Annotated in this window: 15 protein-coding genes; 11 read left to right on the top strand and 4 right to left on the bottom strand. The window is 40.0% G+C overall.

The features are described from left to right. Window positions 1-37: 37 nt before the first annotated feature. Window positions 38-1927 carry an acyltransferase family protein gene (locus C9I86_RS14900; protein ID WP_107276799.1) on the bottom strand — a complete coding sequence of 630 codons (1890 nt, stop codon included), beginning with the start codon at window positions 1925-1927 and terminating at the stop codon, window positions 38-40. A 350-nt stretch (window positions 1928-2277) separates the two neighbouring features. Between C9I86_RS14900 and C9I86_RS14895 the strand changes: the two genes are divergently transcribed. The 11 genes from C9I86_RS14895 to C9I86_RS14845 all read left to right on the top strand — a co-directional run bounded on the left by C9I86_RS14895 (window position 2278) and on the right by C9I86_RS14845 (window position 15482). Next, window positions 2278-3057 (top strand): helix-turn-helix domain-containing protein, encoded by a 780-nt coding sequence (locus C9I86_RS14895; RefSeq protein WP_080156459.1) that lies wholly within the window; start codon window positions 2278-2280, stop codon window positions 3055-3057. A gap of 326 nt (window positions 3058-3383) precedes the next feature. Continuing rightward, window positions 3384-4442: a PTS fructose transporter subunit EIIC gene (locus C9I86_RS14890; RefSeq protein ID WP_080156460.1), complete on the top strand. Its 1059-nt coding sequence runs from the start codon at window positions 3384-3386 to the stop codon at window positions 4440-4442. 60 nt (window positions 4443-4502) lie between these two features. After that, window positions 4503-4817: a PTS fructose-like transporter subunit IIB gene (locus C9I86_RS14885; RefSeq protein ID WP_080156461.1), complete on the top strand. Its 315-nt coding sequence runs from the start codon at window positions 4503-4505 to the stop codon at window positions 4815-4817. 279 nt (window positions 4818-5096) lie between these two features. After that, window positions 5097-5939, top strand: coding sequence for a helix-turn-helix transcriptional regulator (locus C9I86_RS14880; protein WP_080156462.1), 843 nt, complete (start codon window positions 5097-5099; stop codon window positions 5937-5939). Window positions 5940-6038: 99 nt separating this feature from the next. Further along, on the top strand, window positions 6039-6461 hold the full coding sequence (locus tag C9I86_RS14875) for a hypothetical protein (protein ID WP_107276797.1): 423 nt from the start codon (window positions 6039-6041) through the stop codon (window positions 6459-6461). Window positions 6462-6704: 243 nt separating this feature from the next. Then, window positions 6705-9167 (top strand): glycoside hydrolase family 2 protein, encoded by a 2463-nt coding sequence (locus tag C9I86_RS14870; protein ID WP_107276795.1) that lies wholly within the window; start codon window positions 6705-6707, stop codon window positions 9165-9167. A gap of 155 nt (window positions 9168-9322) precedes the next feature. Then, window positions 9323-10987: an ABC transporter substrate-binding protein gene (locus tag C9I86_RS14865; protein WP_107276793.1), complete on the top strand. Its 1665-nt coding sequence runs from the start codon at window positions 9323-9325 to the stop codon at window positions 10985-10987. A gap of 146 nt (window positions 10988-11133) precedes the next feature. After that, window positions 11134-12120 (top strand): ABC transporter permease, encoded by a 987-nt coding sequence (locus C9I86_RS14860; RefSeq protein ID WP_080156466.1) that lies wholly within the window; start codon window positions 11134-11136, stop codon window positions 12118-12120. Window position 12121: 1 nt separating this feature from the next. Then, the gene (locus tag C9I86_RS14855; RefSeq protein WP_080156467.1) at window positions 12122-13144 is read left to right on the top strand and encodes an ABC transporter permease; all 1023 of its coding nucleotides are present in this window, start codon (window positions 12122-12124) and stop codon (window positions 13142-13144) included. After that, on the top strand, window positions 13144-14541 hold the full coding sequence (locus C9I86_RS14850) for a leucyl aminopeptidase family protein (protein WP_107276791.1): 1398 nt from the start codon (window positions 13144-13146) through the stop codon (window positions 14539-14541). The genes C9I86_RS14855 and C9I86_RS14850 overlap by 1 nt, the downstream gene beginning before the upstream one ends. 14 nt (window positions 14542-14555) lie before the next feature. Continuing rightward, entirely contained in the window at window positions 14556-15482 is a 927-nt protein-coding gene (locus C9I86_RS14845; protein WP_107276789.1) for a N(4)-(beta-N-acetylglucosaminyl)-L-asparaginase, read from the top strand. A 98-nt stretch (window positions 15483-15580) separates the two neighbouring features. Here the strand turns inward: C9I86_RS14845 and C9I86_RS14840 are convergent, their stop codons facing one another. From C9I86_RS14840 to C9I86_RS14830, 3 genes are all read right to left on the bottom strand, one after another. Continuing rightward, complete coding sequence (locus C9I86_RS14840; RefSeq protein ID WP_107276787.1) at window positions 15581-15859, bottom strand: hypothetical protein; 279 nt, start codon at window positions 15857-15859, stop codon at window positions 15581-15583. 341 nt (window positions 15860-16200) lie between these two features. After that, a complete protein-coding gene (locus C9I86_RS14835) occupies window positions 16201-16905 on the bottom strand; it encodes a hypothetical protein (RefSeq protein WP_107276785.1) in 705 nt (234 codons plus the stop codon). Beyond that, window positions 16905-17363 carry a hypothetical protein gene (locus tag C9I86_RS14830; RefSeq protein ID WP_199190804.1) on the bottom strand — a complete coding sequence of 153 codons (459 nt, stop codon included), beginning with the start codon at window positions 17361-17363 and terminating at the stop codon, window positions 16905-16907. Before C9I86_RS14830 ends, C9I86_RS14835 begins: the two co-directional genes overlap by 1 nt. Window positions 17364-17391: the final 28 nt, after the last annotated feature.

Below are 17391 nucleotides of genomic sequence, written 5' to 3'. Positions count from 1 at the left end.
AGGTTCATCCTTGAACCCCAGATTATTATCTTCAATATTACATCACTATCTGCGATACAATTTTATCAGCCCCTTGCTGCGTCGCATGATGAGCATCATAGTATAACGGTTGTGAGTCTTGAATCGCATAACAATTACGACCATCACAAAATTCTTTTATAGGATCAATAAAATGCACATTGCTTGGATAGTGAGCCTGCTGGAAATGCCGTAAAATATCCTTATTTCGCTGCTGATAATATGCAAGGGAAACAGATTTCATATCATTAACTGTATTACTAACCCAATAATTTTCATAAAATAATTTACTAATACTACGCCCCATTTCAGGCTTAGGTTTTATCACGTACACATTTTTTTTTGTTTTAGCTAATTTCAATACTAACGCATCAAACGATGTTAATATTCCCGCATATTCCGGCATTTTTTTATGTGATAACCGAGGGTATATTCCTCCATTTTCACCATATAAACCCGCTGAATAACGATGAATCAAGACCACATTTTGGATCTGCTTATTTTGTAAAATATAGTCAGCCGCTTCATTATACCAACGAGAGCAAGAGCTAAAATCATTACCTTTTCCATAAGAAGGAATACACCCTGCGAAACTAAAATGTTTAACGCCTTGATCTGTTGCTTTTAAACGTTGGGCTAACGCATAACTAATACTAATCGCATGGCTATCGCCAAGCACTGCCCAATTAATATCATGCCCATAATACTCACATGCTTTAGTTGGATCTTGATAATCATAAATATGACAATTCACTCGATTAGGCGTCGATTTAATATCTTTTACGATGTTATTTACACTAACTGGAAATCTATCGATAGCAAAACCATTATTTTTAAATACTATCGCAGCTGCTCCCCCCACAATAATAATTAGCCATAAAGGTTTACTCATGGTTAACTGACGTAATAATGATGGCGATTTAAGCGCTACTTTGCGATTTTCAATATAGGTATAACTCAAATAACCCAAGACTATTGATACAGGTATCCCTATAAATTCAAAAAAAGGTATTGATAAATAATAGCCCACCACAACAATTGGCCAATGCCATAAATAGATTGAATATGACCATGTACCTAGGCGCTGAAAAACAGCGTTATTAAAGAAACCACCTTGATAATTAGCTACAATAATAAGAAAGGCACCTTCAACAGGCATCAAAGACAAGTACCCCGGCCACATGTCTTTTTCGCTCATCGTACTATAAGCAGCAATAATCAACATGACGCCTAACCACTGGCAATACTTCTGATTCTTTTCATTGAGCTGAATCGGATATAAATAGGCTAAACCGCCTAATAGCATCTCCCAACCACGCGCTGGCAATAAAAAATAAGAATACGTTGGGTTTTGGTAGCTCACATACACATTAAATAAAAAGCCACAGCCCGTAACAATTAACAATACTCTTTTTATACTATTGAAATTTAATATTTTTTTTAGAATAACCAATAAAATTGGATAAATAATATAAAATTGCCATTCAACAGAAAGCGACCAGGTATGCAATAACCATTTTTCATGAGATGTTGCATCAAAATATCCAGACTCTTTAAAATAAAAAATATTGGAGATAAAGCCACTACTGCCTGCAATGTGCTTACCCAATATTCGATAATCTACAGGGGTTAAGTAAAACCAACCTAATATTAATAAAACGCTGCACACCACCATTAATGGTGGAATGATACGATTCGCACGTGCAATATAAAATTGAATAATAGAAAATTTGTTATTATCTATCCCTCGAAAGATAATACTGGTCATTAGAAAACCAGAAATAACAAAAAACACATCAACCCCAGCAAAACCACCGGGAATGCGGATCCATGGTGGATTGAAGTGATAAAGCACTACCGCAATAACTGCAAGGGCACGTAAGCCATTAATATCGGCTCTAAATTTCATAATATTCCTATACAGCTAACATATTGATGACGCTGAAAAATGAAGAACAAGAAAATAAACGATAACCTTAATTTTAATGTCATAAAAACAACAAATTTGACAATTACTAACAATATTTAAAGCTCAAACAAACAACATGCATATGTATAAAATATAACATCAGCACTAAAGGTGCTCATGGGTTATGCTCTTTAGGAGGGATATTGATATAACTAAGAAATAAACCGCATCATAAAAGCAATTACTTATCTCAAATTGTTTCTTTCTTCTCTCTCTTAGTGGCTGATATACTTAATACTTAATACTTAATACTTAATACTTAATACTTAATAACATCATTTGGATTCATAATGACCATTATTTATAACCCAATTATTGACAATAATAATCCACCTGATGATATATTTTTTGTTCATGAAGTTTTTGAACCTGACACCAGTACCCTCTACCATAGTCATTACTGGGGTCAACTACATCTTGTTACTAATGGTATTATTGAACTGAGTACTCACAATAATCGTTTTTTAGCACCGCCTCGTTATGCATTGTGGATACCAGCCATGATTGAACATAAAAGTTACATTCGTCGTAGCCTTAATTATTGTTCAATGAATGTGTGTTCACCGTTATCCGATCAACTTCCGGCTTATCCATGCTTACTTGAAGTCACTGATGTAATAACCGCTATTATTGAAGATCTGCGCCAACGTCAGATTATGGTTGCAACAACCGAGCAAGATAAACGCTTAATCACAGTATTATTTGATCAGGTGCTATTGTGTAAAGAACACGACCAATTTCTGCCCACCAGCGAAGATAAACTATTACAACCGATCCTTATTGAGTTAGAGCATAACCCAACCAATAATTTATCACTCACCCAGTGGGCACAACAGCTACATACCACAGAGCGTACATTGGCACGTCATTATAAAAATAAATTAGGCATCAGTTTTACTGAATGGCGACAGCGACGTAAATTTATCTATGCATTACATTTACTGCGCCAAGGCATGTCAGTCAACGAAACGGCGTTAACATTAGGCTATCACCAAGCCTCCCCCTTTATTACCTTATTTAAAAAATATGCAGGTGCCACGCCAGATCAATATCGATTACGGTTAGATTAATCCACCTTCATCAAACGCTTATAGCACTCAAGTCCCCTATAATTCCCTGTATAAAGTGCTTTTCTTGTTACTGCAACCAAAAATAAACACTATCAGCGCCTGTTCTGTGCGCTAGATCTCCTTATCTTGACCTTCAACCTGAGAGTTAAATCACATCTCATTTGGCTGGTTACAAATGTCCAGTAAATGCGCGCTTTATCCCATATCGAGAATAGCTTCTGCCACCCATAATAGCTCCAACAAAACGGCTTACTGCCATCTTAAACCTGTTATGTTCTTGTCCTTATCCGTGGCCAACATCGTCATAACGAAATGGAGTTATTCTTATGAAAAACCAATTATCGCAATTAAAGCGGCACCTCTTAACTGGTACTAGTCACATGCTACCTTTCGTTGTTGCGGGTGGTGTATTACTTGCCTTATCAGTAATGCTAGGTGGTAAAGGTGCTGTACCTCAAGGTGTTTTCCTTGAAGGCCTTTGGGACATGGGTATCGCAGGTTTCACTTTATTCGTACCAGTGCTAGGTGGCTACATTGCTTACTCTATCGCTGACCGTCCAGCACTTGCACCAGGCATGATTGGCGCTTACCTTGCAAACCAAGTTAACGCCGGTTTTATCGGGGCAATCATTGTCGGTTTCATTGCAGGTTACGTCGTACTACAACTAAAACGTATTCCGCTATCTAACAAACTAAAAGCCATCTCAACTTATTTCATTCTTCCTATCGGTGGTACGTTCATTGTTTCAGGTCTAGTTATCTGGGTTATCGGTGCTCCGATTGCAATGGCAATGGAAGGCATGAACACTTGGCTACAAGGCATGGCTGGCACATCTAAAGCTTTCTTAGGTGCCATTCTTGGTGGTATGACAGCCTTTGATATGGGTGGTCCAATCAACAAAGTTGCTACTCTATTTGCTCAAACACAAGTTGGTACTCAACCATGGTTAATGGGTGGTGTGGGTGTTGCTATCTGTGTACCACCACTAGGTATGTTCCTTGCAACTCTATTATCACCTAAGCGTTACTCTGATGAAGAGCGCGAAGCAGGCAAAGCGGCTGGCATCATGGGCTGTATCGGTATCACTGAAGGTGCAATCCCGTTCGCTGCTGCTGACCCAGTACGTGTAATCCCGTCAATCGTTGTCGGTGGTATCGTTGGTAACGTTACTGCATTCTTGTTCGGTGTCCTAAACCACGCTCCTTGGGGTGGTCTGATTGTTCTTCCGGTTGTTGATGGTCGTATCTTCTACATCGTGGCTATCATTGCGGGCTCTGTAACGACGGCACTCATGGTTAACTTCCTTAAAAAGCCAATTGCAGACCGTGAAGAAGATAAAGCGCAAGCTGCTGCATCTGATGACCTAGACCTAAGTTTTGATTAATAACATCGCATTCATTTATCAACGCGTTAATCGCATTAAATAACAAATTTGGAGATTCACATGAAATTATTAGCTATCACTTCTTGCCCATCTGGTGTTGCACATACATACATGGCTGCTGAAGCACTAGAAGTTGCCGCAAAAGCAAAAGGCTGGGATGTTAAAGTTGAAACACAAGGCTCTATCGGTATCGAAAACGAAATCACCATGAGTGAAGTCGCTGACGCTGATATTATTATTCTGACTAAAGATATCGCCATTAAAAACGAAGAGCGTTTCGCAGGTAAGAAAATTGTCCGTGTAGGCGTGGCTGATGCAGTAAAGAAAGCACCACAAATCATGGATAAAATTGAAGCGCATTTAGCTCAAGCTTAATCATGCGATAAGGCACAATTAAATGTGTGCCTTATGATTTACCCGTCAAATAAAGCCACCTTAGATCACGTTATTTAAGGTGGCTTTTTATATAACAGCTAAAACAGCCTCATCATCAAAATAAACTGGCATCAAGATAACAAATTCAAGAGCATTATATCGCAATCAACCACCAGCTAACTGATAATACTCATATTCATACATATAGTGCTTTTTTAGTGGTCTTTAGTCATTCATCAGTCCACGTCCATACTGAATAACAATAAGTAGACGCAAGACATGCATAATATTTTTATTGATTTGCTTGATAGTGCCATTTCTGATTTTGAATCTTTAAATAACATTTGGTTTGCTGGTGACTCGTTACCACCGCTAGAATCAAGTTATCAAGTTAACTTTCCACGACTTGAACTGGTATTTAAAGGCCGTTATGCCAATACCTTTGATAATCAACAATCAAATGTAGCAGATATCACTCTTGGCGTTGGCGAAGCATTATTCATTCCTGCCAATGCATGGAATAAACCAGATTGGCAACACGAGTGCTCAGTATTAAGTTTATTGTTTGGCAAGAGTCAACTTGGCTTTAGCTTGGTCAGTAAGCGAGAAAATGAAGACGGATTTTATGATGTGCAAAAATACAGCGTACCGCAACGCAGTAGCCATGCTATCGATCATATTCTCAATGCCTTATCAAGCTTAACCCATGAAAAGAAAAAACAACCTGCTGATAAATTTCTATTAATAGCTTTGCTGTGTTATTGCAAAGACATGCTTGAAATGCCAACGGCTGACTGTACCCGTCGTAGCCAAGATTTATTTAAAGGCATCTGTATTTACGTCCAAGAAAATTTTCACCGTAATATTAACCGTAATACGGTTGCTGAAAGGTTTAATATCTCACCCAATCACCTCTCGCGCTTATTTCGCCAAGAAGGCCATATGCGGTTTGCCGATTATATCGCTTGGGTACGTTTAGAACGGGCTAAATTCATGCTAAAACGCTACAACTTCCGTTTAGAAGAGGTGGCAAATCGGTGTGGTTATCATGATTCCAATTACTTTTGTCGTGTTTTTAAACGTAAAACTGGCAAGACACCAACAGAATACCGAGTGCATTAAAAAATAAGGCAAACAACTGAATATTTATATTCTATATTTGCCTATTTCTATTAAAGCGAATAAGCATAAAATTATCCGCTTTAATGGTTTATTACATAAATGAAAACATCACTGCAAGCCTTGATCGTTCTTTGCGCATGTAACATTAGCTTCTCTGCTTTTGCTAATACAACATCGGCCATGGAATCACCATTATCAATTCCATTTTCTCAGCAGATCCATAGCTATCAATATTCTGGCGTCGTTAATAACGATGTTACTAATGACTTCAGTTTCTACGGTCATCAAGGCCAGAAAATCACTACCTTAGTAACAACTGATAGCGCGAAATTATGGGTGACAATTAAGCATCCACAGATGAAACAAGCGGTCGACATTTCAGCTATTTCAACTAACCCTAATCAGCGCGATACTTATACTTTACCTTTTACTGGTCAATATCATCTTAGTATCGGTGAATATCACGCCATCAGTAAACGTAACTCAAGCCAAAACTACACGCTAAAAATCACTTTGAATTAAAGTTTATAGCCACTTAAAACAAATGACATTGAAATCAATAAATCTCGATGTCATTTGTTCATCAAACATAATGACAAATCATCCCCGCCAGCCATATCCTCAACCTATCACAGAGTATTTAACACGGTCACATATCCATCAATTGGGTACATAAGTCCAGTTACAACGCCTTTTGTCCACTGCTAATTTTTTAACGAGCGTAATACACTCTTACTTTATTCGCGCAGTTGACAGGAGTCTCACGTGTCGCATATTTCATTAGATGGTCAGTGGCTACTCACTTCCCCACAGCATTCACATATTTCTATTCCATGCTCACTGCCTGGCGATGTACATTCAGCGCTCATTCAAGCGGATTTACTGCCACAACCTTATTTCGGTTGTAATGAAGAATTAATTCAATGGGTCGGTGAAAGTGAGTGGCAACTAACAACAGACTTCACACTCACAACCGAGCAACTAACTGCAACCGCCATCGATTTGAATTTATCGTTTGTTGATACCATGGCTATCGTTAGCATTAACGGTACTCAGGTATTAACCTGTAGCAACATGTTCCGTCTTTATCAGGTTAATGTTCTGCCCTACCTACAACAGGGTGTAAATCACATCAGTATTGCATTAGCGCGTAATGATAGTGAAGCACAACGACGTGCAGAAAAACTACCTTTCCCCGTGCCATGGGCGGTCGGTAATAATCAAATTCCACACATGAATACTCTGCGTAAAACCCAATGTCACGCGGGCTGGGATTGGGGCATTTGTTTATTATCAACAGGGGTATATAACTCGCTAACACTCACCCCTGTTTATGACACTCGCTTACACCATGTTAGAACCCAACAAGCATGGCTACCCAATGGCGATTGTGAAGTCACAGTTAACGTTGATTGCGAAGTACTGAAGGACGGTGCGGAGCAAGCACTTGAAATCAACTTTGATAAGCAAGTACACACTATCGCTATAAATAATACAAACAATGGCATTCAAACCGTTACCACCACTCTTATCGTGAAAGATCCACAGCGCTGGTGGCCTGCAGGTTATGGCGAGCAGCCGCTATACCCATTAACGGTTACGCTTAATAATCACACCATCACCAAAAAACTTGGACTACGTGAACTCACATTAGATACACAAACCGATACTATTGGTAGTGCAATGACATTTGTGGTTAATGGCAATGCGATCACTGCCAAAGGTGCCAATTGGATTCCACTCGATGCCCTACCCAGCCGTCAAACTCCTGCACGTTATCGTCAATTATTAGAAGATGCAGTTGCCGCTAACATGAATATGATCCGTGTGTGGGGCGGTGGCATGTATGAGCATGATATTTTTTATGAGTTGTGCGACGAACTCGGATTATTAGTGTGGCAAGATCTGATGTTTGCTTGCGCCTTATATCCATCAACCACAGAGTTTTTAGCTGATGTTGAATTAGAAATTGTTGACCAAGTAAAACGCCTAGCGGATCACCCCTCACTGGCATTATGGTGTGGTGATAACGAAGTCATTGGCGCGATTGGCTGGTATGACGAATCTAAACACAATCGTGAAAAATACGTAGTGAATTACGACCGTTTAAATCGCATGCTGCAACAAGTGGTTGAACAGTACGATCCTAGCCGTCGTTTTTGGGCAAGCTCACCGTGTAATGGCGAACTCGATTTTGGTGATGCATGGCATGACGATAACCGTGGCGATATGCATTTCTGGGATGTATGGCATTCAGGTAAATCGTTCGATGCATACCACAGTGTTAAACCACGTTTTTGTTCGGAATTTGGTTATCAATCATGGCCATCTTTGCCTACGGTAAAAACCTTCGCCGACAGTGAAGATTGGAATGTCACCTCGCCGACATTTGAACAGCACCAAAAGAACGGTCGTGGTAATAGCATTATGACCGAAATGTTTACCCGCTATTTCCGCTTTCCGGTTGGGTTTGCCAACATGTTGTATTTAAGCCAAGTACAACAAGCGATCGCGATTAAAACAGCGACTGAGTTTTGGCGCGCTCATAAACAACATTGCCGTGGTATTCTCTATTGGCAACTCAATGACTGCTGGCCGGTGAGTTCATGGTCAAGTATTGAATATACCGGGCGTTGGAAACAGCTCCATCATCACGCAAAACGTTTCTTTGCCCCTGTGATGGCGACATTTATTCAACAGCCGCAGCAACCTCTAACACTGCATGTGGTTAATGATCATCATCAACCGATGCCAATTAGCGGAACAGTGATCAAGGCAGATTGGCAAGGGAATGTCCTTGCCACATGGCAGCTAGACACCCAATTAGCTACCGACAGCAGTGACATTGTATGGCAAACAGAAGACATCTTAACCGCCACTGAAACTAAACAAGTGTTTTACCATGTAAGCTTAACCTGCGCTGATGGCAGTGTGACTGAAAATACGCATTACCCATGCTTGTTTAAACACGCACAACTGCAAAATCCAATCATTAACACAGAATGGCATCAAGACAACGATACTATTTGGCTAGAACTCGACACTGACTGCCCGGCATTATTTGTTGAACCACAACTTGAATGCCAAGGTCGTTTTAGTGATAGCAGTTTTACTTTATTACCAAGTCATATTACTGGCACGAAACATCGCCTTTATTATATTGGTGATTGTGATCTTAATACATTAAAACAGCATTTAACCTTATATCACCTTCGAGGAACCTATTAGTTTATAAAGCTTCCACAATAATATAAATAACAGCAACAGATACGCATATTTTTATATGTGTATCTTGTTACGACTGTTATTTATTAATAAATACTATCTATTTTCATCATGTTTATACGGAATTTATCTTCTCACATTTATAATAAGGAATTTTCATGATCAGAAATAAAGCCCATACTTTAGCGCTAATAACACTAGCGACATTGTGTGCTTCAAACTCTTTTGCTGCTGAAAAAAATCAATTAACGATTGTGGCTGATTTTTATCCCACCATGATCCGTAACTTTAACCCGTACTTAGCGACAAATTTACGTACCACAACCGATTTTATTTATGAGCCTTTAGTTGTTTTTAACCAAATGCACGGCAATAAACCGGTAATGCGGTTAGCGAAAAACTACTATATGTCTGACGATTTAATGCAAGTCACATTTGAAATTCGCGACGGCGTAAAATGGTCAGATGGAACGCCATTTACCGCTGATGATGTAGTGTATTCATTCCAACTTATTCATGATAAACCTGAGCTTGATCCGAAAAGCATGGATCGCTGGATAAAAAGCATCCATCAGCAAGATAACAAGGTTATTTTTGAATTAACTGAAGCCAACTCTAATCTGCCATTTGAAATTGCTTCGATCCCTATTGTGCCAAAACACATTTGGAAAGACATTGAAAAACCTGAATTATTTACTAATGAAAACCCAGTAGGTTCAGGCCCATTTACTGAAATCGATACCTTTACACCACAGCTTTATGTGCAATGCCGTAACCCTAATTATTGGGATAACGATAACCTAGAAGTCGATTGTTTACGCGTACCGCAAATTGCCAATAACGATCAGCTATTAAATAAAATCATTAAGTCAGAACTTGACTGGACCAGTGCCTTTATTCCTGATGTTGATGCACTGTATGCCGCTCGAAATCCAAACCATAAATACTGGTATCCTGCAGCAAGTACCCAAGCTTTTATGATGAATTTTAAAACGCCGCACCCAGGTAATAATGAAGCGATCAATAACCTTGATTTCCGTCGCGCGTTATCAATGGCTATTGATCGTCAAAAAATCATTGATGTCGCTTTTTATGGCAACGGCATCGTTAATGACTACGCATCAGGCTTAGGTAAAGGCTTAGAATTCTGGGCTGATAAAGATATTTACAACCAATACAAGGGCTTTAACACTTACAACATTGATAACGCCAAAGCATTATTAGCAAAAGCAGGCTTTAAAGATATTGATGGTGACGGTTATGTAGAAACGCCTACAGGTAAAAAGATAGAAATTGCAATTCAATCTCCAACCGGCTGGACTGATTTCAACAACACCGTTCAACTTGGGGTTGAGCAGTTACAAATGGCAGGCGTTGATGTCAAAGCCAAAACCTCTGATTTTGCGGTCTATAACCAAGCCATGACCAATGGTACTTATGATATGGCTTACACTAACTATTTTAACGGTGCCGACCCTTACCGTTACTGGAACAGCGCCTATCATTCTCGTTATCAAGAAGGTGCGAGCATGCCACGTTTTGCAATGCACTTCTTTAAAAATGCTGATTTAGACCAGTTACTGGATAATTTCTACAAAACTGCGAATCAGGATGAGCAAATGGTTATCGCCCATAAGATTCAAAAAATTATTGCCGAAAACCAAATCACGATTCCAGTCATGTCTGGCGTTGATGTGTACCAATTTAATGAAAGTCGTTATACCGGTTGGTGGAGCACAGACAACCCTAAAGGTCGTCCTTTAGCATGGGCGGGCGTTCCTGAGCGTTTATTACACGTATTAGATTTAAAACCAAAAGCGTAATACCAACCATACCGTTATCTTTTGATAACGGTATTTATTTCGCTGTGATATCAGCCCAAATATATAAAGCTACCGTTATTTATTTAACGATCGCTTTCAATATTTAGTGCTTATTAAATCAAATATCTTTATTAGGAATAAATACGATGGGCTTTTTCTTTCGTCGATTATCATTTTATTTTGTCGCGTTATTATTTGCAGCCACATTAAACTTTATATTGCCTCGCGCCATGCCTGGTGATCCCGTTACGATGATGTTTGCTAATGCTACCTCACACGTTAGCCCTGAACGTATTGAAGCCATGAAAAAACTGCTTGGCTTTGTTGATGGCCCTTTATATGAACAATACTTTTCTTATCTTGCCAATATATTTACCGGACAATGGGGAACCTCCATTAAGTTTTATCCATTATCGGTTAATGATCTGCTTGGTAGTGCCATTGGTTGGTCATTATTTCTAACCGGAACTGCGGTTGTTTTATCGTTTTGTATTGGCTCAGTAATGGGTATTTTTGCCGCTTGGCGTCGTGGCAGCTATTACGACACCTTTATTTCGCCAAGTACGTTGGTGGTGCAATCTATCCCGTCAGTGGTTATTGCGATGCTGGTGATGTTCACCTTTGCCATCGGCTTAGAATGGTTCCCGATTGGCAATGCTTACACCTCTGGCACTACGCCTGATTGGTCAAGCTGGGCATTTTATAAAGATGTCATGTATCACGCTGCCCTGCCGTTGTTATGTGCCACTGTCAGCCAAATTGGTGGCTTTTTAATTAGCATGCGTAACAACATGATTAACTTGCTTAATGAAGACTTTATCACCATGGCAAAAGCCAAAGGATTAAGTGAACATCGCGTTATTTTTAACTATGCCGCTCGTAATGCCATGCTGCCTAGCGTAACCGCACTATCAATGGCCTTAGGTACTGCAATCAGTGGCCAGTTAATTGTGGAAATGATCTTTAACTACCCCGGTCTTGGAACCGTTTTGTTAAACGCAATTCACGCCCGTGATTACCAAGTACTTCAAGGACAATTATTACTGATGACCTTATTTATGTTGTTCTTTAACTTTATGGCCGATCTATTAATTGTGCTGTTAGACCCACGTCTACGTAAGGGAGATCGATAACATGAAAGGTATTATTCAATTATTAATTCGTAATCCTAAGTCATTAACTGGACTCTGTATTTTAGTGGTATTTGTATTAGCGGCTCTGTTTGCGCCAATGATCACTAATCATGCACCAGATAGAGGAACAGGCAACCCTCATGAATACCCAGCTTTTGTAGTAAAAGCCGCGCAGAATAATCCTGATGGTTGGATAGCGAAAAACTTAGCGACCAATAAACGTACCCTGCTGATGTCAAAAAAAGCCGATCATATTTTAGGGACTACCCGCATGGGGCGTGATGTGTGGTCACAATTAATTTATGGCGCACGTACTTCACTGGCCGTTGGTTTAGGCGCAGGTATTTTAGTGTGTTTTCTGGCAACCTTAATCGGTGTTTCAGCTGGATATTTTGGCGGTAAAGTTGATGAAATTTTAACGGCAGCCATGAATATCATGTTGGTGATTCCACAATTACCGTTGCTATTTATTATTGCTGCGTTTATTGGTCAGGCTGGGCCATTTACGATAGCGATTGTGATCGCCATTACTTCATGGGCATGGGGTGCGCGAGTGGTGCGTTCTCAAACGCTATCTTTACGTGAAAAAGAATTTATTCGTGCTGCAGAAGTATTAGGTGAATCACCGTGGCGCATTATTGCCGTTGAAATTCTGCCTAACTTAATGTCGATTGTTGGTGCTAGTTTTATAGGCTGTGTATTGCTCGCGATCATGACCGAAGCCAGCTTATCGTTCCTTGGTCTTGGTGATCCAAATGCCATCAGTTGGGGGGTGATGCTATATAACGTCCAAACTTCATCATCGATGCTGATTGGCGCATGGTGGGAAATACTTGCACCATGTATGGCGCTTATTTTTATTGCTATCGGTTTATCGTTATTAAACTTTGCCGTCGATGAAATTGCCAACCCTCAGTTACGTTCTCACAAAGGCATGCGTCGTTGGCAACAGCGCAGTGATGCAACCCTTATCGATACTCAAACCGAAATGCCTCACCCTATCGCTGATGGTGGAATCAAATAATGAAGAGTAACCCATTAACTTTAACTTTTAATCGTGAGCATCAATGCGATCAATTAACGCGAACGTTTCATCTGACCTTGGGTAAACATTCAACATTAACCGTTAACCAAGATGTGAATGATTTTAATGCTGAGATCAGTAAGTGCGTTATTGCTGTTGCTGATATTCAAGATATTGGCTATTTAATCGCGACTACATTTACGCAAGCGACCACGCTTCAATTGTGCATAGATGCCGATATTGCCACTCGTTTTGAACGTCAGCAATGGCTGAAATGGCTCTCTTTTGGTTTAGCGTTATCAAATTATCATTATCGTCACACTAACAGCTCATTATTAACCCCAACACTGGCAGATTTCACCTTATTGAATGCTGATGCTAGTGATAACACAGCGTTTGAAAATGGTAAAATTCTTGCTCACAGTCAATTGATTGCACGCGAGTTAACCAATAAACCGGGAAATATTCTGTATCCACAATCCTTTGTCGAAGCTGTAGAAGCATTAGCGATTAATAACATTAAGTTATCTTATCTCGATGATGCAATGATGCTTGAACAAGGCTTTGGCGGCTTAATGAGTATCGCCCAAGGCAGTGATCGCGAAGCACGCTTGTTATGCCTCGACTATCATCCTCAAGATCCCAAGTTTACCGTCGCTTTAGTCGGTAAAGGCGTAACCTTTGATTCCGGTGGTATCAGCATTAAACAACCACGATACATGAGCACCATGAAAGTCGATATGGGCGGTGCAGCGGCGGTTGTTGGTGCACTTAATGCTATTGCACAACTGCAATTACCTATTCGAGTGATTGGCTTATGTGGCTTGGTTGAAAACATGCCGTCAGGTAAAGCCATTAAACCCGGTGATGTGGTAACGATGCTCAATAAAACCAATGTTGAAATCATCACCACCGATGCCGAAGGGCGAATGGTGCTAGCGGATGTATTGCACTATGCTCAGCAGCACTACCAACCTGATTATTTAGTCGATATTGCAACCTTAACTGGCGGTACTGGTATTGCACTTGGTAAAGCCTATGCCTCATTAATGGGTAATGATAATAATTTAATTACGCGTGCTCAAACAGCAGGTCAAGCATGTTCTGAACCGTTATGGCCGATGCCGACGGGTGGCATGTTTACCACCGCACTTGAAAGTGACTTTGCTGATCTGCGCCACGGTAGCGAAGAGCCTGACGGTAGCCCATGTGTTGCAGCTACCTTTTTAGAACACTTTATTCAACCTGATCAAAAATGGATCCATATTGATTCAGCCGCAATGTCACTGGGTATGAATCACCGTAAAATTTACCCGAAAGCCACAACGGGCTACGGCACTTTATTATTAACCGAGCTTTGCCAACAATTGATCTTGCAAGATCGGTTGCACCAATAACAAGGACGTTGAACATGATCTTATTAGCAAACTCAGAAGCCTACCCAGGCATTGAAGCATCAGCACGTCGCCTGCAAGCAGGTGAAGAAGGCTTACGGGCTTTAGTTGAAGGCATTAAGCTGGTGGAATTAGATCCACGGGTGCGTACCGTGGGCTATGGCGGCTGGCCTAACGTATTAGGCGAAATGGAATTAGATGCATCGGTAATGGACGGTGACAGTCTACGTACTGGCGCTGTTGGTGCATTAAAAGGTTACATCCACCCAATAGAAGTCGCCTATAAGGTAATGACCGATCTCAACCATGAAATTTTAGTTGGTGAAGGTGCGGCTATTTTTGCCAATGAAATTAATGCGGTTGCTGGTAACAATCTTATCGAAGATTCAAAGCAAGTGTGGTGGGAAAAGCTAGAGCAAGCCATGACACCTGAGCAACAAGCAGCATTTCCTAATGTACCTCTTGCGCCATTATCAAATAATGCCACCGATCCTGAACGGGTACGTGACACTACCGTCTTTTTAAGCAGTGATATTAATAACAAAATTACTGCAGCCACGTCTACTTCTGGTTGGGCATGGAAATACCCTGGTCGGTTAGGTGATAGCCCAATTATTGGTGCTGGCTCTTATGCTGACAGTCGTTACGGGGCTTGTGCGTGTACTCACACCGGGGAAATGAGTATTCGTTGTTCAACGGCTCATGCGGTAGTGTTATATATGAAAATGGGCATGACCCTTGATGACGCTGTGTATGAAGCAATTCGCGATCTTGATTATCTAAAAGATGGCTATACTGAAGGCGTTACTATTCATGCGATAGATTGCCACGGTAATCACAAAGTGGTGAGTTTAAATTGTCCGGGTAATATTACTTATTGGTTGTGGCAAACGGGCATGGATAAGCCAGAAGAGCGCCAAGCTGAAGTGATCATGACTAAGTAATTATTCTCACAGAAAAGAGAACACAGTGACACTAAGATCAACAACACCCTGCTAAGATCATACTTACAGGGTGTTGTTATATAGCAATGGTCATTTCATTATTTACATTTATTAAGTACAAATCCCCACAGCTTTTGCCATATCACATCAAGTTGATTATAAGGTACATAATCATAGCGAAAGGCTTTACTATCATCTTCTGCAATACTTTTTACATACTGCTTATTATCGGTAGTGACAATTTTCGTAAAACCACGCGTATAAGGCGACACTTCACGTTCAAGAAAACGTAAAGCTTGGCGAGGATCCGTCGTCACTTTTATAATATCAGGATGATGAGATAAGCCATGAGTGATCTTCAACTTAAACCTTGTCATTATTGCTGTCCTTGAAACGATTGAGATACTCAACAACCGTGAAAATGGAAATATAATAAAGAAATTTAAATAAAATATACTCGCTCTTGTTTCTTTTAAATATCAGCAATATGTTTCAATTTGTATGAAAGATAGGAAGTTGTAACAAAGGCTATCATCAAAGAATAAACAACGAAGTATTATTAAAAATAAGGCAATCATATCGGGTTTAATCTGGCAACTGACTAATCCTGAATTCAAATGGAAACACTTTTCCCTTAAGATCATTCTCCATATCTGTGCCAATAAAACAAAACCCGCCCCCAATAAAGGGCGCGGGTTTTGTTATTCTTAAAGGTAAGTTAACGCACTATTTCCAGAATAATAGGCCGAGCTTGGAATTTAGCATCTTTATATATATCCATAAACTCTTCTTCAAAGGTGTCGTTATATTGCTTGATGACTTCAATAATTGGCACAAGTTTCTCTTGAGGAATGATTAATTTACAGCCAGCCATAGAGTTATGCGAACATAAAGTATAATCTTCTTCTCTAAAATTTAGTAATTTAGCGTAGCCGTCAAACAAGCACTGATTCTTATATGGTACAGAACGAAAGTTTGTCATCGTAAATGACATCAATGCTGCGCCGCCAGCCCCCACAAATGCCATCGGTCCAATGAATATTGCCGCAAACACACAAATAGCGCAACCAACCCATGCCGAGCGTCTTACAATGGTGTAAGCAATCTCAGGAATTATCTGCTCACTTGTTGAGTACATCCCGTACTTATTTATCGCGTAATAGTGGCGCTTGTCTGCATTAAGTAAATAGCGATACCAAGGGCTCAGAATAATAGCATTCAAGGTAAATATCCCTGCCACTATTAATCCAGTGCTATCACGTAAAAAAAACAAAGTAATCCAACCGATAAGGACTAAAACTAAAAAAATACCATAAGTTGTTTTAGTTCGGCTATGATCAGGATTAATTATCAGCTCCCACTCATAGACAGGAGTCGTGGCATAGAGGCGTTCAAGTTGTTGTTCTTTATCAAGTATTTCCATTACTTTAATCCTGTTGTAGGGAGTTTAAGGCCAGCGATACCGTTAGGATTGATAATCACGTCTTCGGTTTTTTCTAAATCAAACGTTCCCGTTTTGTTTAAACGCCCTACGTAACTTTGGCAATTATGTGTCCATGCTCTGTCGTAGTTTATCGCAATAACAACAGTATCACCTTCATCATGGGTCACAGGAACTGCAATATAAAAGACACCGTTCGCCGTTTTCTTCCGTTTAGCTTGAGTGACATCAATCATCACTTTCCGCGGTTTATTCATTTCTTCTTGGATGACGTGAGGAGGCGCATAACTCAAATTTATATTTTTAGACTTTTTCTGTACAACGATTTGTAAATCGTAATGTTGCTTCTCATCATCGAAGAGATAAGAGGGCAAATATATATCGACACTGTCCTTAGTCAATTCGATCTTAGGCTTCCAGATGATATTTTCTAGCCCCATTAACTATTGTTCTAGTGTTTGTATTTTT

Source organism: Photobacterium sp. NCIMB 13483, assembly GCF_003025475.1.
GTDB lineage: Bacteria > Pseudomonadota > Gammaproteobacteria > Enterobacterales > Vibrionaceae > Photobacterium > Photobacterium piscicola.
Note: the sequence above shows the minus strand (reverse complement) of the source record. Positions and strands in the feature narration are given on the sequence as shown.

What these genes read in the sequence shown, in the direction of transcription:
- C9I86_RS14900 (WP_107276799.1), bottom strand. Translation starts at nt 1,927, where the DNA reads ATGAAATTTAGAGCCGATATTAATGGCTTACGTGCCCTTGCAGTTATT.
- C9I86_RS14895 (WP_080156459.1), top strand. Translation starts at nt 2,278, where the DNA reads ATGACCATTATTTATAACCCAATTATTGACAATAATAATCCACCTGAT.
- C9I86_RS14890 (WP_080156460.1), top strand. Translation starts at nt 3,384, where the DNA reads ATGAAAAACCAATTATCGCAATTAAAGCGGCACCTCTTAACTGGTACT.
- C9I86_RS14885 (WP_080156461.1), top strand. Translation starts at nt 4,503, where the DNA reads ATGAAATTATTAGCTATCACTTCTTGCCCATCTGGTGTTGCACATACA.
- C9I86_RS14880 (WP_080156462.1), top strand. Translation starts at nt 5,097, where the DNA reads ATGCATAATATTTTTATTGATTTGCTTGATAGTGCCATTTCTGATTTT.
- C9I86_RS14875 (WP_107276797.1), top strand. Translation starts at nt 6,039, where the DNA reads ATGAAAACATCACTGCAAGCCTTGATCGTTCTTTGCGCATGTAACATT.
- C9I86_RS14865 (WP_107276793.1), top strand. Translation starts at nt 9,323, where the DNA reads ATGATCAGAAATAAAGCCCATACTTTAGCGCTAATAACACTAGCGACA.
- C9I86_RS14860 (WP_080156466.1), top strand. Translation starts at nt 11,134, where the DNA reads ATGGGCTTTTTCTTTCGTCGATTATCATTTTATTTTGTCGCGTTATTA.
- C9I86_RS14855 (WP_080156467.1), top strand. Translation starts at nt 12,122, where the DNA reads ATGAAAGGTATTATTCAATTATTAATTCGTAATCCTAAGTCATTAACT.
- C9I86_RS14850 (WP_107276791.1), top strand. Translation starts at nt 13,144, where the DNA reads ATGAAGAGTAACCCATTAACTTTAACTTTTAATCGTGAGCATCAATGC.
- C9I86_RS14845 (WP_107276789.1), top strand. Translation starts at nt 14,556, where the DNA reads ATGATCTTATTAGCAAACTCAGAAGCCTACCCAGGCATTGAAGCATCA.
- C9I86_RS14840 (WP_107276787.1), bottom strand. Translation starts at nt 15,859, where the DNA reads ATGACAAGGTTTAAGTTGAAGATCACTCATGGCTTATCTCATCATCCT.
- C9I86_RS14835 (WP_107276785.1), bottom strand. Translation starts at nt 16,905, where the DNA reads ATGGAAATACTTGATAAAGAACAACAACTTGAACGCCTCTATGCCACG.
- C9I86_RS14830 (WP_199190804.1), bottom strand. Translation starts at nt 17,363, where the DNA reads ATGGGGCTAGAAAATATCATCTGGAAGCCTAAGATCGAATTGACTAAG.